The 14,932-nt window shown below is 61.3% G+C and carries 13 protein-coding genes; 9 read left to right on the top strand and 4 right to left on the bottom strand.

Annotation, left to right across the window (positions count from 1 at the left end):
* The 3 genes from HU767_RS02670 (at position 1) to HU767_RS02660 (ending at position 4,196) form a co-directional block, all read left to right on the top strand.
* A complete protein-coding gene (locus HU767_RS02670) occupies positions 1–1,521 on the top strand; it encodes a tripartite tricarboxylate transporter permease (protein ID WP_046063370.1) in 1,521 nt (506 codons plus the stop codon).
* A 70-nt stretch (positions 1,522–1,591) separates the two neighbouring features.
* Positions 1,592–2,749: a mandelate racemase/muconate lactonizing enzyme family protein gene (locus HU767_RS02665; RefSeq protein ID WP_186706467.1), complete on the top strand. Its 1,158-nt coding sequence runs from the start codon at positions 1,592–1,594 to the stop codon at positions 2,747–2,749.
* Positions 2,750–2,762: 13 nt separating this feature from the next.
* A complete protein-coding gene (locus HU767_RS02660; RefSeq protein ID WP_186728438.1) occupies positions 2,763–4,196 on the top strand; it encodes an FAD-binding oxidoreductase in 1,434 nt (477 codons plus the stop codon).
* Positions 4,197–4,246: 50 nt separating this feature from the next.
* Here HU767_RS02660 and HU767_RS02655 read toward each other — a convergent pair whose 3' ends face one another.
* Positions 4,247–4,954, bottom strand: a complete 708-nt coding sequence (locus tag HU767_RS02655) for an NUDIX hydrolase (RefSeq protein WP_186728437.1) — start codon at positions 4,952–4,954, stop codon at positions 4,247–4,249.
* Entirely contained in the window at positions 4,944–5,501 is a 558-nt protein-coding gene (locus tag HU767_RS02650) for an adenylyltransferase/cytidyltransferase family protein (protein WP_186728436.1), read from the bottom strand. Before HU767_RS02650 ends, HU767_RS02655 begins: the two co-directional genes overlap by 11 nt.
* 179 nt (positions 5,502–5,680) lie before the next feature.
* Between HU767_RS02650 and HU767_RS02645 the strand changes: the two genes are divergently transcribed.
* The 4 genes from HU767_RS02645 (at position 5,681) to nudK (ending at position 9,248) form a co-directional block, all read left to right on the top strand.
* Complete coding sequence (locus HU767_RS02645; RefSeq protein ID WP_186728435.1) at positions 5,681–6,328, top strand: nicotinamidase; 648 nt, start codon at positions 5,681–5,683, stop codon at positions 6,326–6,328.
* A gap of 9 nt (positions 6,329–6,337) precedes the next feature.
* The gene (pncB, locus tag HU767_RS02640; protein WP_186728434.1) at positions 6,338–7,567 is read left to right on the top strand and encodes a nicotinate phosphoribosyltransferase; all 1,230 of its coding nucleotides are present in this window, start codon (positions 6,338–6,340) and stop codon (positions 7,565–7,567) included.
* A 1-nt stretch (position 7,568) separates the two neighbouring features.
* Positions 7,569–8,402 carry an ammonia-dependent NAD(+) synthetase gene (nadE, locus tag HU767_RS02635; RefSeq protein WP_186728433.1) on the top strand — a complete coding sequence of 278 codons (834 nt, stop codon included), beginning with the start codon at positions 7,569–7,571 and terminating at the stop codon, positions 8,400–8,402.
* Positions 8,403–8,651: 249 nt separating this feature from the next.
* Complete coding sequence (gene nudK, locus HU767_RS02630) at positions 8,652–9,248, top strand: GDP-mannose pyrophosphatase NudK (protein ID WP_186706474.1); 597 nt, start codon at positions 8,652–8,654, stop codon at positions 9,246–9,248.
* On the opposite strand, the gene ftrA is transcribed toward nudK, so the two are convergent.
* Positions 9,245–10,231: a transcriptional regulator FtrA gene (gene ftrA, locus HU767_RS02625; RefSeq protein ID WP_186728432.1), complete on the bottom strand. Its 987-nt coding sequence runs from the start codon at positions 10,229–10,231 to the stop codon at positions 9,245–9,247. The genes nudK and ftrA overlap by 4 nt on opposite strands.
* Positions 10,232–10,361: 130 nt before the next feature.
* Here ftrA and HU767_RS02620 point away from each other — a divergent pair, with 130 nt between their 5' ends.
* Complete coding sequence (locus tag HU767_RS02620) at positions 10,362–11,351, top strand: aspartate-semialdehyde dehydrogenase (protein WP_186728431.1); 990 nt, start codon at positions 10,362–10,364, stop codon at positions 11,349–11,351.
* Between the two features lie 53 nt (positions 11,352–11,404).
* Here the strand turns inward: HU767_RS02620 and HU767_RS02615 are convergent, their stop codons facing one another.
* Complete coding sequence (locus tag HU767_RS02615; RefSeq protein WP_186728430.1) at positions 11,405–13,627, bottom strand: sulfatase-like hydrolase/transferase; 2,223 nt, start codon at positions 13,625–13,627, stop codon at positions 11,405–11,407.
* Positions 13,628–13,957: 330 nt separating this feature from the next.
* Between HU767_RS02615 and HU767_RS02610 the strand changes: the two genes are divergently transcribed.
* A complete protein-coding gene (locus HU767_RS02610; RefSeq protein WP_186728429.1) occupies positions 13,958–14,860 on the top strand; it encodes a LysR family transcriptional regulator in 903 nt (300 codons plus the stop codon).
* Positions 14,861–14,932 lie beyond the last annotated feature (72 nt).

Here is a 14,932-nt window from a genome sequence, read left to right as displayed (position 1 = left end):
ATGATTGAACTCATGCAAACAGGCTTCGCAGCCGTACTGACACCCTACGCTTTCCTGATAATCACCCTCGGCGTGGTGGTAGGAATTATCTTTGGTGCGATTCCTGGACTTTCGGCCACGATGGCGATCGCTCTATTTCTGCCGCTGACTTACTCGATGGGGCCTGGTACTGGCCTGGCGCTGTTGGTTGCGCTGTTCGTTGGCGCCACCTCGGGAGGGCTGATATCGGCGATATTGCTCAACATACCGGGAACGCCGGCCTCCATCGCGACGACGTTCGATGGTTGGCCGCTGATGAAACAAGGTCATGGCGTCAAGGCCCTTGGCATTGGGGTGGTGTTCTCGTTCCTCGGCACGATCTTCAGTATCGCCGCGCTGATGTTCATCGCCCCGATCCTGGCGGAACTGGCCCTGAGCTTTGGCCCGCACGAATACTTTTCCATCGCGATCTTTTCGCTGACGCTGATTGCCACGCTGTCCACCGGCTCGCTGGTCAAAGGCTTGTTTGCCGGTGCCTTGGGCTTTGCTTTCTCCACCGTGGGGATCGCCCCGGTCGAGGCCATCCGTCGCTTTACCTTTGACCTGCCGAGCCTCAACGGCGGCTTCGCCATGCTCACGGTGATGATCGGTATGTTCGCGGTCGCCGAAGTGCTGAAGTTCGCGGAAAGCGCGCGCCTGAGCCACCGGGCCAAACCCCAGCACGTCAGCATGAAAGGCGTGAAAGGGTTTGGTTTTTCGATGAAGGAGTTCGTCGGCCAACTGCCCAATGCTACCCGTTCATCCCTGATCGGCCTGGGCATCGGCATCTTGCCCGGCATCGGTGCCGGTACGTCGAATATCGTCTCCTACATCGTGGCGAAGAAACGTTCCAAGACCCCGGAGGAATTCGGCAAAGGCAAGATCGACGGTGTGGTCGCCAGCGAGACGGCGAACAATGCCGGTATTGGCGGCGCGATGATTCCCCTGCTGACGCTGGGCATTCCCGGCGACACCACCACAGCGGTGATGCTCGGTGGTTTCATGATCCACGGCATCCAGCCCGGGCCTCTGCTGTTCATCAGCCAGGCACCGTTGGTCTACACGATCTTCGCCGCGCTGATCCTCGCTTCCGTGCTCATGCTGGTGCTGGAGTTCTACGGCCTGCGCATGTTCATCAAGTTGCTGGCGGTGCCCAAGCACATTCTGTTGCCGATCATCCTGGTGCTTTGTGTGGTCGGTGCCTTTGGCCTGAACAGCCGGATCTTCGACGTCTGGGCGGTGCTGCTGTTTGGCTTGCTGGGGTATGGGTTCGTCAAGGCCGGTTTGCCGATTGCACCGTTCATCATCGGTTTCATCCTCGGTCCGATGGCTGAAACCAACTTGCGTCGCGGCTTGATGCTGTCCGATGGCAATTTCGGCGGCTTCCTGACCAATCCCATCTCGGCGGGCTTCCTCATCCTGGCCGCCGCGTCCATCTCCTGGCACCTGGTGACGGTCATTCGCAACCGCAAAAGTGCGGCGATTGAATTGATGCGCAGCTAGCCCATTGCATTCGCTGCTGTAACACGACGCCGTGTTGCAGCAGCCGAACCCAACCGTTCGGAGCACAGTCATGCAAGACACGCCTCAAACGCCTTCGGCCGACGACGACCGCATTGCCTGGGTGCGCGTGGCCTCGGTTTTCCTGCCGTTGGCCAACCCCATCAGCGACGCCAAGGTGTTGACCGGTCGGCAAAAGCCAATGACCGAAATCGCCATTCTGTTCGTGGAGATCGAAACCAGGGACGGCCACCGTGGCCTGGGGTTCAGCTATTCCAAGCGAGCCGGTGGCCCCGGGCAATTTGCCCATGCCCAGGAAGTCGCCCCCAGCCTGCTTGGCGAAAACCCCAGCGACATTTCCAAACTGTGGGACAAGCTCTGCTGGGCAGGTGCCTCGGTGGGGCGCAGCGGCCTGGCAACCCAGGCGATCGGCGCATTTGATGTCGCCCTGTGGGATTTGAAAGCCAAGCGGGCCAATCTTTCCCTGGCTCGCTTGCTGGGTGCCCATCGCGATTCTGTCCAGTGCTACAACACATCGGGTGGATTCCTGCATACACCGCTTGATCAATTAATGATCAATACTGACCTCTCTCGGGAGAAGGGTATCGGCGGGATCAAGCTCAAGGTCGGCCAGCCTGACCAGGCGCTGGATCTGCACCGGGTCAGCACCATCCGCAAACACCTGGGGGATGACTTCCCTTTGATGGTCGACGCCAACCAGCAATGGGACCGGCCCACTGCGCAGCGCATGTGCCGCCGTCTTGAGCCGCTTAACCTGGTCTGGATCGAGGAACCGCTGGATTGCTACGACGCCGAAGGTCATGCCGCGCTGGCCGAGCAATTCGATACGCCGATCGCGACCGGTGAAATGCTCACCAGCGTTGCCGAGCATTGGGAATTCATCAAGCTGCGTGCGGCGGATTATCTGATGCCCGACGCGCCTCGTGTCGGTGGCATCACCCCCTATCTCAAGGTCCAGGCATTGGCCGAGCAAGCGGGGCTGATGATCGCGCCGCACTTTGCCATGGAATTGCACATCCATTTGGCCGCCACTTACAGCCGCGAGCCTTGGGTGGAACATTTCGAATGGCTGGAGCCGTTGTTCAACGAACGCATGCAAACCCGCGATGGGCGCATGCTGGTGCCCACTCGGCCTGGCCTTGGGCTGTCCCTGAGCGAGCGCGTGGCGGGCTGGACGGCCGGTCAGGCAGAGTTCGGGCAGCGTCCGTAACCGGAGAGGAAGTATGTCGTCGTTGAGCGATAAAGTGCTCCAGCGGATCGAGCAAGTGGTCGGGCAGGCAGGATGGGTGCGCGACCCTGAACTGATGCACCGCTATCTGACGGACTGGCGTAACGCCTATCAAGGCCGGGCTGCGTTGGTGGTGCGCCCGGCAACGACCGAAGAAGTCGCCGAGGTTGTCCGCATCTGCCATGACGCCCAGGTTGCCTTGGTGCCGCAGGGCGGCAACACCGGGTTATGTGGCGGCTCGATCCCTGATGCCTCCGGCAACCAAGTGGTGTTGTCCTTGACCCGTATGCGGCGCATCCGTGAGATCGACCTGGCCAATGAAACCATCACGGTCGAGGCCGGGGTGATCCTGCAGCAGCTACAGGACGCCGCCAGCCAGGCCGGTCGCCTGTTCCCGCTGTCGTTGGGGGCGGAGGGCAGTTGCACGGTGGGCGGCAATCTGGCGACCAATGCCGGCGGCACGGCGGTGCTGCGCTACGGCAACATGCGTGAGCTGACCCTCGGGCTGGAAGTGGTGCTGCCTGACGGTCGTGTCTGGAATGGCTTGCGAGGCTTGCGCAAGGACAACACCGGTTACGATCTCAAGCATTTGTTCATCGGCTCGGAGGGCTCGCTGGGCATCATCACGGCGGCGGTGCTGAAGCTGTTTCCGGCGACCCATAGCACCGCGACAGCCTGGGTGGCGCTGCCTTCGCCGCAAGCGGCGGTGGACTTGATCGGCCATGTGCGCAGCCTGTGCGCCGACCGCCTGACCGGCTTCGAGATGATGTCGCGCCAGAGCCTGGAGTTTGTCCTGGACCATGTGGCGGGTTGTACGGATCCCTTGGAAGCGAAGCACCCTTGGTACGCCTTGATAGAACTGCGCGACACAGTGCCCGACGCGCCCTTGGCACTGTTGCTGGAAAACGGCCTGGCCCATGCCTTCGAATGCGGTTGGGTCATCGACGCGGTATTGGCCAGCAGCCAGGCCCAGGCCGCCGCGTTGTGGGCGCTGCGCGAAGGTATTTCCGAGGCGCAAAACCATGAAGGCCCCAGCCTCAAGCACGACATCAGCGTGCCCGTGAGTCGGATACCGGAATTCATTGAACGCACCGACAAAGCCCTGCAACAGGACTTTCCCGGCGTGCGCATCGTTTCCTATGGCCACATGGGCGACGGCAACCTGCACTACAACATCAGCAAGCCGGTCGGCGATGAAGACGCCTCGTTCAAGGCCCGCGAACACGCGATCATGCAGGTCATCTACCGGATGACCAGTGCCTTCAATGGCAGCATCAGTGCTGAACATGGGCTGGGACAAGCCAAACCCCATGCCGCAGCCCAGTTCAAGGATCCCCTGGAGATCGAGCTGATGCGTGCCATCAAACGCACGCTAGACCCGGCGGGGCTGATGAACCCTGGCAAGGTCTTTACTGACGGGCTGGAGTAATCGGGTCGTCTGCTGCCAGCCTGCCGCTCGAAAGAGGTACCCGCTAAGCGCTACTCCAGAAAACACCGATCAAAAAGATAAACGCTAGCCGGTTTGAGATTTTCCACCGTGCGTTGCGGGCGTCCGCCGTCGCCGGCTTTTTTGCGGCCGGTTTCCTGCAAATAGCCCGCCTCGGTCATCTTCAGCAAGCGCTGGCGCATGCTGGTCTTGAGCACTGGGCGGTCGAGTACTACGGAGAAGATGTTCACCGCTTCCGGCGCGCTGAATTCCGGGCCCAGGAACATCAGCGGCAGGCTGCTGTAGAGGGCTTTGGACAACAATCGCTCCTGGGCCGTCGCCACCAGGCTGTTGTGATCAAAAGGGAGTTTGATCGAGGCGTTCGCGACGTCCTTGAATGGGAAAAACCCCTGGTGTTCGGCGAGCTGGACCGCTTCGCTGACAATCGCCAGGTAGAACGTCGAGGACGACCAGCAGCGCGGATCGCGGAACGCGTCGCCGACGGTGCCGACCTGTTCGATCCAGGCCAGCGGCATGCCGACCTTGCTTGAATTGCGCAGGCGCTCCACGGCGTCGTTCAGCGTGAGGTCTTCGACGTCACCATTGACCACGATCCCGGGCAGCGCCCAATGGCCGGCGAACGGCTCGGCTTCCCGTCGGTTCAGGAGGATTTCCAGCGCCTGGGTCTCCCGGCAAAAGCGCAGCACACAGAGGTCGATAGTGTGCAGATAACCGCGCGCAGGGGCTGTGCTAGTGGGCATGTCGATTTCCGTGGGTAGCGTAAAGGTCATAGTTTAACGGGTTCATGCCGGGTGCCATCCAGTCGGTGGGAAGCGGCTTGCCCAAGGCCAGGCGTTCGCGAACCCCCGTGCTGCGCACGTGGATCTTTTCCTCCACGCAAAGGACAGAAAACCGCTCCAGCAATTCCTGGCCGCGATAGAAGGTCGGCAGCGAATCCGCGACATCCTGGCCCACCACCAACGCGATCCGCTTGCCGTCCAGGGCCAGGCTGTCGGCGAGGTGGGCGAGCAGGGTGTAACTGTAGATGGCGCCTTCGACGCCACGGGCCACGACTTGCTCCACCCGACTTGCACGCACTTCGGCGCAACACAGCGGCTGCACGTTCTCGACGATCGATTCCAGCCAGTTCAGGCGCACCTCATAGTCGACCATTCGCTTGCCATAAGGATGCCGGAAGCTGGGGACCACCAGCACGCGCCTGGCCTGGCGTGAGGCCTCGATCATCACTTGGGCGTGGCCGGCGTGAGGGGGATTGAAGGCACCGCCATACAGGGCAATCTCGAACATGGCTTATCCTCTTTTGGTACGCGACATGTACTCTAGCAGCAAAATCTTTTTGACGTAAACCTGCTTTTTTGGTGCGACTTCATTGGATAAGAATGAATCATCAAAAATATTTCTCCGAATAGCTTGTTATGAAAGTACACCTTATGTACTCTCGTGGCCATGAAGAGGAGAAACCCAGCATGAACAGCCTGACCCGGAAAACCGCTTCTTTCGATGTCGATGCGCAAAAGAGCTTCACGCCGCTATGCCCCGATGAGCTCCCGGTGCCGGGCGGTGACCAGATTGCCGGTGAGCTGAATTTCATCGCGTCCCTGGCCAGCCTCCGCATCGGCAGCAAGGACGCCCATTCGCCCAAGGCCCCTTGGGTGGTCGCCGATCACGCACAGATGTTCGTGCCGACCGGGCTGGAGCACGCCGACATCACTTGGGTCAGCCACTGCGTCCCCGGCACCGAAGGTTTCGCCTTGCTGGACCAACTGCCGCCCCCCTACGACTACGACTATTTCGTCTGGAAGGGCGTCGAGCCCGATCTGCACCCGTACGGCGCCTGCTACCACGACCTGCACGGCAAGCTGTCCACCGGGGTGATCGAGTACCTCAAAGGCCAGGCTGTGGAGCAGGTCATCGTTGGTGGGCTGGCGCTGGACTTCTGCGTCAAGACCACCGCGCTGCAACTGGCCGCCGCTGGCTTCAAGGTGATCGTTCACCTTCCGGCCTGCCGGGCCATCAGTGAGCAGGGGGCCGTTCAAGCCATTGCCGACATGCAGCAAGCGGGCATCTCGGTCGCCGCGACGCGCGAAGACATCCTCCGCTTGGCAAACGCATAAGGAACAGACATGGACAGTGCATTCGACACAAACAGCGGCACCATCCAGAGTCTTCTGGATACCGACTACTACACCTTCACCATGATGCAGGCGGTCTTGCACCAGCACCCGAATGTCGAGGTGGAATACCAGTTCATCGTGCGTTCCAAGGAGCGGCTCGGTCACCTGATCCCGGACATTCGTGTCGAACTGGAAAAACTCGCCGGGTTGCAACTGCGCGAGGGAGAGCAGCGGTTTTTGTTCAACAAGCGTTTCCGTGAGTACCTGACACCGGACTTCGAGCAGTTTCTCGGCCTGTTTCGCTTCAATTTGCGCTACATCCACGTTTCGGAAGTCGACGGCCAACTGCACATCCGCGTCCGTGGGCCGATGCTGCACTGCATCATGTTCGAGCAACCGGTATTGGCGATGGTCAGCGAACTGCGCAACCGCGAGAAGTACCCCGAAGTCGAGTTGGCCGACGTCACTCGCAAGCTGTACCAGAAGTTCGAATGGCTGGAGAAAAATGCCAGCCGTGAAGAGCTCGCCGAGTTTCGCGTTTCAGACTTCTCCACCCGGCGGCGGCTGTCGTTCAGGGCCCAGCGTGAAGTGGTGAACGTCATGCGCAGCGATTTTCCTGGCGTCTTTGTCGGCACCAGTAACGCGCACCTGGCTTACGAGTTCGATCTCCCCCTGATCGGCACCATGGCCCACCAATGGCTGATGGTGCACCAGCAACTCGGGCGTTTGCGCGAGAGCCAGAACGCGGCGTTGGAAAATTGGGTGCGCGAGTATCGCGGCCGCCTCGGTATCGCCTTGACGGACTGCATCAGTACCGACTTTTTCCTCAAGGATTTCGACCTGTACTTTGCCAAGCTCTATGACGGCCTGCGTCAGGATTCCGGTGACCCGATCGTCTGGGCGGACAAGGTGCTGGGGCGTTACCAGGAGCTGGGCATCGACCCGCGCACCAAGGACCTGATGTTCTCCGATGGCCTCAATTTCGAGAAGTGCCTGCCGATCCTGCGTCATGTTCGCGGCAAGGCCAAATTCGGTTTTGGCATGGGCACCAGCCTGGCCTGTGATGTCGACGGTGTCGAACCGCTGAGCATTGTCATGAAACTGGTGCGGGTCCACGGCGAACCGGTGGTGAAGTTCTCCGACGATCCGATCAAGAACGTCTGCGAGGATGCCTCGTTCCTGCGCTACGCCGCCCAAGTGTTCAACGTCGCCCTGATCAATCCACAAATGGGAGCCTGATATGACTACGCTCGCGCAAGAACGCATTGCCCGGGAGCTGGGCATCGACCGCCAACTTACTCGGGGTGGCGAAGCCACTGAGATTGCTCGCCGGGTCGAGTTCATCAAGCAGATCCTGCGCGAGTCGGGCTGCCAGTCCCTGGTGCTGGGGATCAGCGGCGGCGTCGACTCGCTCACCGCCGGCCGCCTGTGCCAGTTGGCGGTGGAGCAACTGCGGGGGGAAGACTACGCGGCGCGGTTTATCGCCGTCCGACTGCCGTACAAGGCCCAGGCCGATGAGCAGGACGCCCAGGCGTCCCTTGACTTCATCCGACCGGACGCGATCACCACCAGCAACATCGCCGCGTGTGTCGACGGGCTGATGGGCAGTATCGCCATCGACGGCTTGCAATCTTCGGCCGAACTCACCGACTTTACCAAAGGCAACGCCAAGGCCCGTGCACGGATGCTGGCGCAATACGCCATTGCCAACTTGAGCAACGGATTGGTGGTGGGAACCGATCATGGGGCGGAGGCGGTGATGGGGTTCTTCACCAAGTTCGGCGACGGCGCTTGCGACCTGGCACCGCTGTCCGGGCTGACGAAAACCCAGGTGAGATTATTGGCCGACGCGATGGGTGCCCCCGCGTACCTGGTGCGCAAGGCGCCGACCGCGGATTTGGAAGACCTGGCGCCCGGTAAGTTGGATGAAGTGGCGTATGGCTGTAGCTATGAGGAAATCGATGCGTACCTGATGGGTGAAGAGGTGTCGCCGCAGGCGCGACAGATCATTGAAGGCGCCTACCTCAAGACAGCCCACAAACGAGCATTGCCACGCGTCCCTGCATCGTTGTAATAGGGTTCTAAATGCAATGCTGTTCACTTAAGGCAATCGACAAACCCGTGGCGAGGGAGCTTGCTCCCGCTGGGCCGCGAAGCGGCCCCAAAACCTGCCTAATGCGGAGCATCAGGCATACCGCCCACGCCGGTTTACGACTGCTTCGCAGCCGAGCGGGAGCAATCTCTGGCCACAGGTCCATCATTTCTCTCAAGTGAACAGCATTGGGTTCCAAAGGAGACTTTTGACCTTGAACGGAGTGGGTAAATGACACAGGCAATCGGCATCAAGGACCGTGTACGCATCAAGCACGTCGAAGTCCTCTCGGACGACTGGTATGTGCTGCGCAAGACCACCTATGACTACCTCGGCCGCAACGGCCAATGGCGCGAACTGACGCGCGAAACCTATGACCGCGGCAACGGCGCCACCATCCTGCTCTACAGCAAGGCCAAGCAAACGGTCGTGTTGACCCGGCAATTCCGTTTCCCGGCCTTCGTCAACGGGCACGATGACCTGTTGATAGAAACCTGCGCCGGCCTGTTGGACAACGACGATCCGCACACCTGCATCCGCAAGGAAACCCAGGAGGAAACCGGCTATATCATCCAGGACGTGCGCAAGGTGTTCGACGCCTTCATGAGCCCGGGCTCGGTGACTGAGCGGGTGCATTTTTTCGTCGGCGAATATTTTGACGAAGACAAGCAGCACGAAGGCGGTGGCCTGGAAGCCGAAGGCGAGGAGATCGAAGTGTTGGAGCTGTCCCTCGACCAGGCTTTGGGCATGATCGAGACCGGGGAAATTTGCGACGGCAAGACCATCATGCTGTTGCAGTACGCCAAGCTGCACCGGTTGCTGGATTAGCCCCGGGCCTGCTGTGGGCGGGGCGCGCCGCTGCCGAATCGTTCGCGATAGGCGGTGGGCGGCAAACCGACAGCGTTGCGGAACGCGGCGCGGAAACTTTCCACCGACCGATAGCCGCAAGCCTGGGCGATGCCGGCCGTGCTCTGGTCGGTGCTTTCCAGCAGCTCCCGGGCCCGGTTCAAGCGTTCCTGTTGCAGCCAGGTCTTGGGCGGCAGGCCGGTGGTCTCGACGAAGCGCCGCAGGAAGGTGCGCTCGCTCATGGCGACGCGGGCCGCCATGTCGCAGACGCTCAAGGGTTGATCCAGGTGCTCGCGAAGCCACTGCAGGACGCGGCTCAGTTCGTTGCGTGGCGACTTGCTTACGGGGGCGACGATGAATTGCGCCTGGCCGCCGGTCCGTTGCGGCGCCATGACCAGGCGACGGGCCACGGAGTTGGCGACATGCGTGCCGAAATCCCGGGCGATCAGGTGCAGGCAGGCGTCAATGCCCGCCGCGCTGCCGGCTGAGGTGATCAACGGTCCGGAATCGACATACAGCACGTTTGGATCAACCTTGATCAGCGGGAATCGCTCGGCCAGTTCCGCGCAGAATTGCCAATGGGTGGTCGCGGTCTTGCCGTCGAGCAGCCCGGTGGCGGCCAGGGCAAACACCCCCGAGCAGATCGACAACAGGCGTGCGCCGCGGGCGTGGGCGCGGCGCAGCGCTTGCAGCAACGCCTCGGGAGGCGGTTCGTGGTGGCTGCGCCAGCCGGGGATGATGACGGTTCGCGCGCTGTCCAAGGCTTCGAGCCCCGCGTCGACGGCTATCCGAAGGCCGCCCAGCGCATGCATCGGTGCTGGATCGACGGCGACGATTTGGTGGTCATACCACGCTACATCCAGTTCCGGGCGCGGCAGGCCGAAAATCTCCAGGGCGATGCCAAATTCGAATACACACAAGCCTTCATAAACCAGGATCGCCACGGTTCCGGGGTGAGCGTGCATTTGGCGTGATTCCACCGTTTATTGTCTTGCGCCGCACTGTAGCGGACGGGCCCGTCTCCCTACAATCGATCGCAGGCAATCAGGGACACCGAGACGGTTGAGCCTTGCAAAGGTGGATAAGGGACGGAAAATGAAGAAAATCGCCGTGGTGGGCTGCACCGGTGCAGTGGGCATGACCATGCTGCAATTGCTTGAAGATACCGACTATGAAGTGGTCTGCATGGCCTCGGGGCGTTCGGCCGGCAAGCGCTTGGCGGTGGGGCGGGCGCGACATCTGATCGAGCCTTTTTCCCTTGAAGGTTGCGCCGCGTGCGATATCGTTTTCCTGTGTGTTTCCGGGGCCTTTGCCTTGGAATACGGTGAGCGCTTGGCGGAAAATTCCTACGTCATCGATAACTCATCGGCGTTCCGTTATCACAACGATATCCCTTTGCTCGTACCGCCCATCAATGGGCAGCGCTACAGGGGCGAGAAATTGGTCGCCAATCCCAATTGCTCATCAGCCATCGCACTGATGGTGCTGGGTCCGCTGCATGACGCGTTCGGGCTGCAGAGCGTGATCATCTCTACGTACCAGGCGGCCAGTGGGGCGGGACAGCCGGCGATGCTGGAACTGCGGGAGAAGGCCAAGTCCTTCAGCGACTATGGCGACCGCGATGACAGCGAGCACTTCGCCCATAACCTGGCCTTCAACGTGATTCCCCAGGTCGACTCGTTCGAAGCCAACGGTTACACCCGTGAAGAAATGAAAGTGGTCTGGGAGTTGCGCAAGGTGCTCGATGAACCGGCATTGGCGATCAGCACCACCGCGGTCCGGGTGCCGACCTTGCGTTCCCATGCCGAAAGTCTCAGCCTGCGCTTCAACACCCCCATCCAGTCGCTGGCGCAGGTGCGCGAGCTGTTACGCAACGCGCCAGGGGTTGAAGTGGTGGATGAGCCGGAATACGGCGCTTATCCGATGCCCATGACCTCGACCTACAAACACGCGGTGGAAGTCGGACGGATTCGCTACAACCTGATCTACGGCGAGTACGGGTTGGACGTGTTCATCAGCGGCGACCAACTGCTGCGCGGGGCGGCATTGAATGCATTTGAAATCATGCTATTGATCAAACATTGATCAAGTCCGACTCCGAACATTGGAACGCGCAGCCATGGCTGCGCGTTTTTTGTTCAGCCGGATTGGACCTCGCTGTCTTCCTGCATATCGTCCAGGTATTGCGGCTGGTCCGTCTGGCTTGCCTGATCCAGCAGTTCGGTCACGACGCTGAAGTCGCTGATCTCGATGGCGCCGACCCCATGACCGAGCAGATGGAAGGAAAACGCCTTGCGCTGCTGTGGGTTGTCGAAACTGATGTTCATCACCAGTGGTTGGTCGGGTGTCACCGCCACCTCGGTCGGCAGGTCCATCGGCACATCCTGCTCGAACTCCTTGGCCTTGAGGGAAATGTAGGCGGCATGGTCAGCTTCCACGGCTCGGATGGTCAGGCTGACGCGGGTCTGCGAGCCCTTGGGCATTTCCAGGTATTGGGCACCGATCAGGTTGTCGGTCCAGTCGTTGGTGACCTGGGCCGGCAACGGGATTTTGTCCGTGCTGCCGAACTGATAATGCTGGTTCAAGGGCGTGCGCAACAGTGTCTGGTCCAGGGCGGTGGCCCGGGCGCTGATCAATCGGGCACGCTGGCCGCTGTATTGCCCGCCATAGATGACGCGGTCGGCGATGAAGCCTTCGCTAGTGTAGTCACGGCAATGCTGGAGGAAATCGCATTCGGTAAACGTGCCCTTGCCATCGTGGTAGCGCAGCTTGCCGTTGGTGAACGACATGATTTCCCGACCCGTCGGGTAGTCCCTGAACATCGAGCGGCCGGACAACGATTTGGGCACCGCAAAGCCGAAGTAATCGAGGATCGAGGCGGTCAGGTCCACATGCCCGTAGGTGCCTGACTTGATCCGGGGCAAGGGTTCCGGCGCCAGCGTCAGGTTGAACCCCCAGGACGAGGCCAGCCGCACATCGTCGATGCCATGGGATTCGTCCGAGGTGATGACCACCAGGGTGTTGTCCAGGATGCCCTGGCGTTCCAGGCCCGCCAGGAAGTTCGCCAGTGCGTCGTCCAGGTAACCCACCGCCGCCTGCTTGGCCGTGTCGTAGCGTTGCAGGTAGTCGTCTGGCGCGGAGTAGGGCTGGTGCGTGCCCACGGTCAGCAGAGTCAGCATCCAGGGCTTGTTCGCTTGTTGCAGTTGCCCGACGTAGTCCAGCGCGCCTTCGAAGAACGTCTTGTCGTCCTTGCCCCAAGGAAATTCCAGATAGGCGGGGCGCGTGAACCACTCCATGCCCAGGGTCGTGTCGAAGCCGATGTGCGGCATGATCCGGTCCTTGGCCATGAAGCGCAGGCCCGCGCCCTGGAGGAAATGCGTGGAAAAGCCGTTCTGGCGCAACTGGGCCGGCAGGCAGGCTTGGTTGCGCTGGGTCTGGTTGAGCATTTCGACGCCTTTGGGCGTGCCGTCGTCGAGCTTGTCGTAATCGCCACACAGCATCGCGTACAAGCCACGAATGGTCTGGTGGCTGTGCAGGACGTAATCGGGGGTGTTCATGCCGCGCTCGGCCCAGGCGCTGAGGTGTGGCATCAGGTTTTCCTGGTAGCTGCTTCTCAAGGCCTGGCGATTGGCACCCACATAGGCGCCGGGAATGCCTTCCAGGGCGATAACCAGCACGTTGCGCGCACGCCCCGGTTCGGCCAGCAATTTGCGGCCATCGAGGTCCAGGCGGGTCAGCCCTTCCATGGGCGGGATTGGGTCAACGGTGTCGCCATCGAGCCATTGCCGGGCTTGGTCCTGCCCGGCGGCGATCCCCGCCGTGACGAGTTGGTGGGGCAGGTTGAACACATTCCATTGGTCCGCCTCACTGGGGCGCCAGGCTTGCAGTGCGCCGTGGCTCAGCAAGAGCAACACCGGCACGGCCCAGGCGCGGCGCGGCAAGCGTGGCGCCTGGTGGGGGCGGCAGGACCATTGGCTCACCAGCCACAACGCCAGGGCTGCCAACTGGATCGCGGCCAGCCACGGATGGGCGAAGCCGCCGCTGGTGGAGTTTTCAACGAACTGCGGGTCGGTCAGGTAATGAATATCCGAAGGACTGGGCATCCGCCCGACCGCGCTGACCAGCTCGATGCTGGCCAGGGTCAATGCGCTCCAGGCCAGTAATACCGGGAATGCCAGCCACCCGGGACGGCGATGGAGCAGCACGATCAACAACCCGCCGATACCCAGGTCCGAGAGATAACCCAGCGGGTCGGACCAACCCAGGGCGAGACGCAGGCCCATGGGGACCATCAATACGCAGCCAATCAGGGCGATGAGCGAGGCGCGGGGATGGGTTGAAGCGCGATAAAGAACGTTCACAAAAGCAGGCCTTTCGGTTGAAGTCATTCTACTGAACGGACACTGCCCCTGTGGGAGCGAGCCTGCTCGCGATAGCGCCGGATCAGCTGAGTTCATAGTGACTGACACACCGCCATCGCGAGCAGGCTCGCTCCCACAGGGGTCTTCCGTCGGTCATGAAACTGTCATGAAGATGGATGGTAGCAAGGGCTGTCGTCCCTGGCCGGGCCAATGGCCCGGTGTTCGGCTGCGCTACGCTGTGGTTCACTGGCACAGGCCCCTACAATGGCCGTGTCGCGCTGCTTTGAGGCGTGCAGAAAACTTGTATCAGGATTTCTCATCGGGGGATGGATGGACAGGTTCCAGGAAATGCAGGTTTTCCTCGCCGTGGCCCAGGCGTCGGGGTTTTCGTCGGCGGCGCGGCGCCTGGGCCTGTCGGCGGCCAGCGTTACGCGGGCGGTGGCGGCGTTGGAGCAACGCATCGGCACGCCACTGCTGGTCCGTACCACTCGCAACGTGTACCTGAGCGAAGCCGGCCAGCGCTTTCTCGAGGACTGTCGGCGGATCCTGAACGATTTGCAGGAAGCCGAGGATTCGGCGGCTGGCAGTCACGTCCAGCCCCGCGGGCAGTTGACGATTACCGCGCCGGTACTGTTTGGGCAATTGTTCGTCACGCCGCTGCTAGTGGATTACCTGCACCGATTCCCTGAGGTCAGCATCAACGCCTTGTTGTTGGACCGCACGGTCAGTCTGGTAGAGGAGGGCATCGACGTTGCCCTGCGCATTGGCGAGCTGCCGGACAGCAACCTGCACGCCGTGCGGGTCGGTGAAGTGCGGCGGGTGGTGTGCGGCTCCCCGGATTTCTTCGCGCGCCACGGGCGGCCCCGGCATCCGGATGACCTGGAGCGAATGCCCGTGGTGGCGTCATCGGCCATTGGCCAGGTCAAAAGCTGGACCTTCATCGATTCAGGCCAACCGTTGGCCGTCCGGCCCGTGCCGCGGTTGGTAGTGACGGCCAACCAGGCGGCGATTACCGCCGCTTGTCAGGGACTGGGGATGACGCGAATCCTGTCTTATCAGGTGGCGGGCAACGTGGCCGCCGGTGAGCTGGAAATCGTCCTGGCCGATTTCGAATTGCCGCCGCTGCCGATCCATGTGGTGTACCAAGGCGGGCGCAATGCGCCGGCGCGGGTCCGCAGTTTTGTCGATTTTGTTGTCAGTGCATTGCGCGAACATCCAGCCTTGAGCGGCTGAAGCATTGTTTCTCTGGCTGAAACAATGGATTGCATCTGCAGGTGATTCTCTTGTTTTTGCCTTGGGCGGAAG

Source organism: Pseudomonas sp. SWRI179, assembly GCF_014268705.1.
In the GTDB taxonomy this organism is placed as follows: domain Bacteria; phylum Pseudomonadota; class Gammaproteobacteria; order Pseudomonadales; family Pseudomonadaceae; genus Aquipseudomonas; species Aquipseudomonas zanjanensis.
Note: the sequence above shows the minus strand (reverse complement) of the source record. Positions and strands in the feature narration are given on the sequence as shown.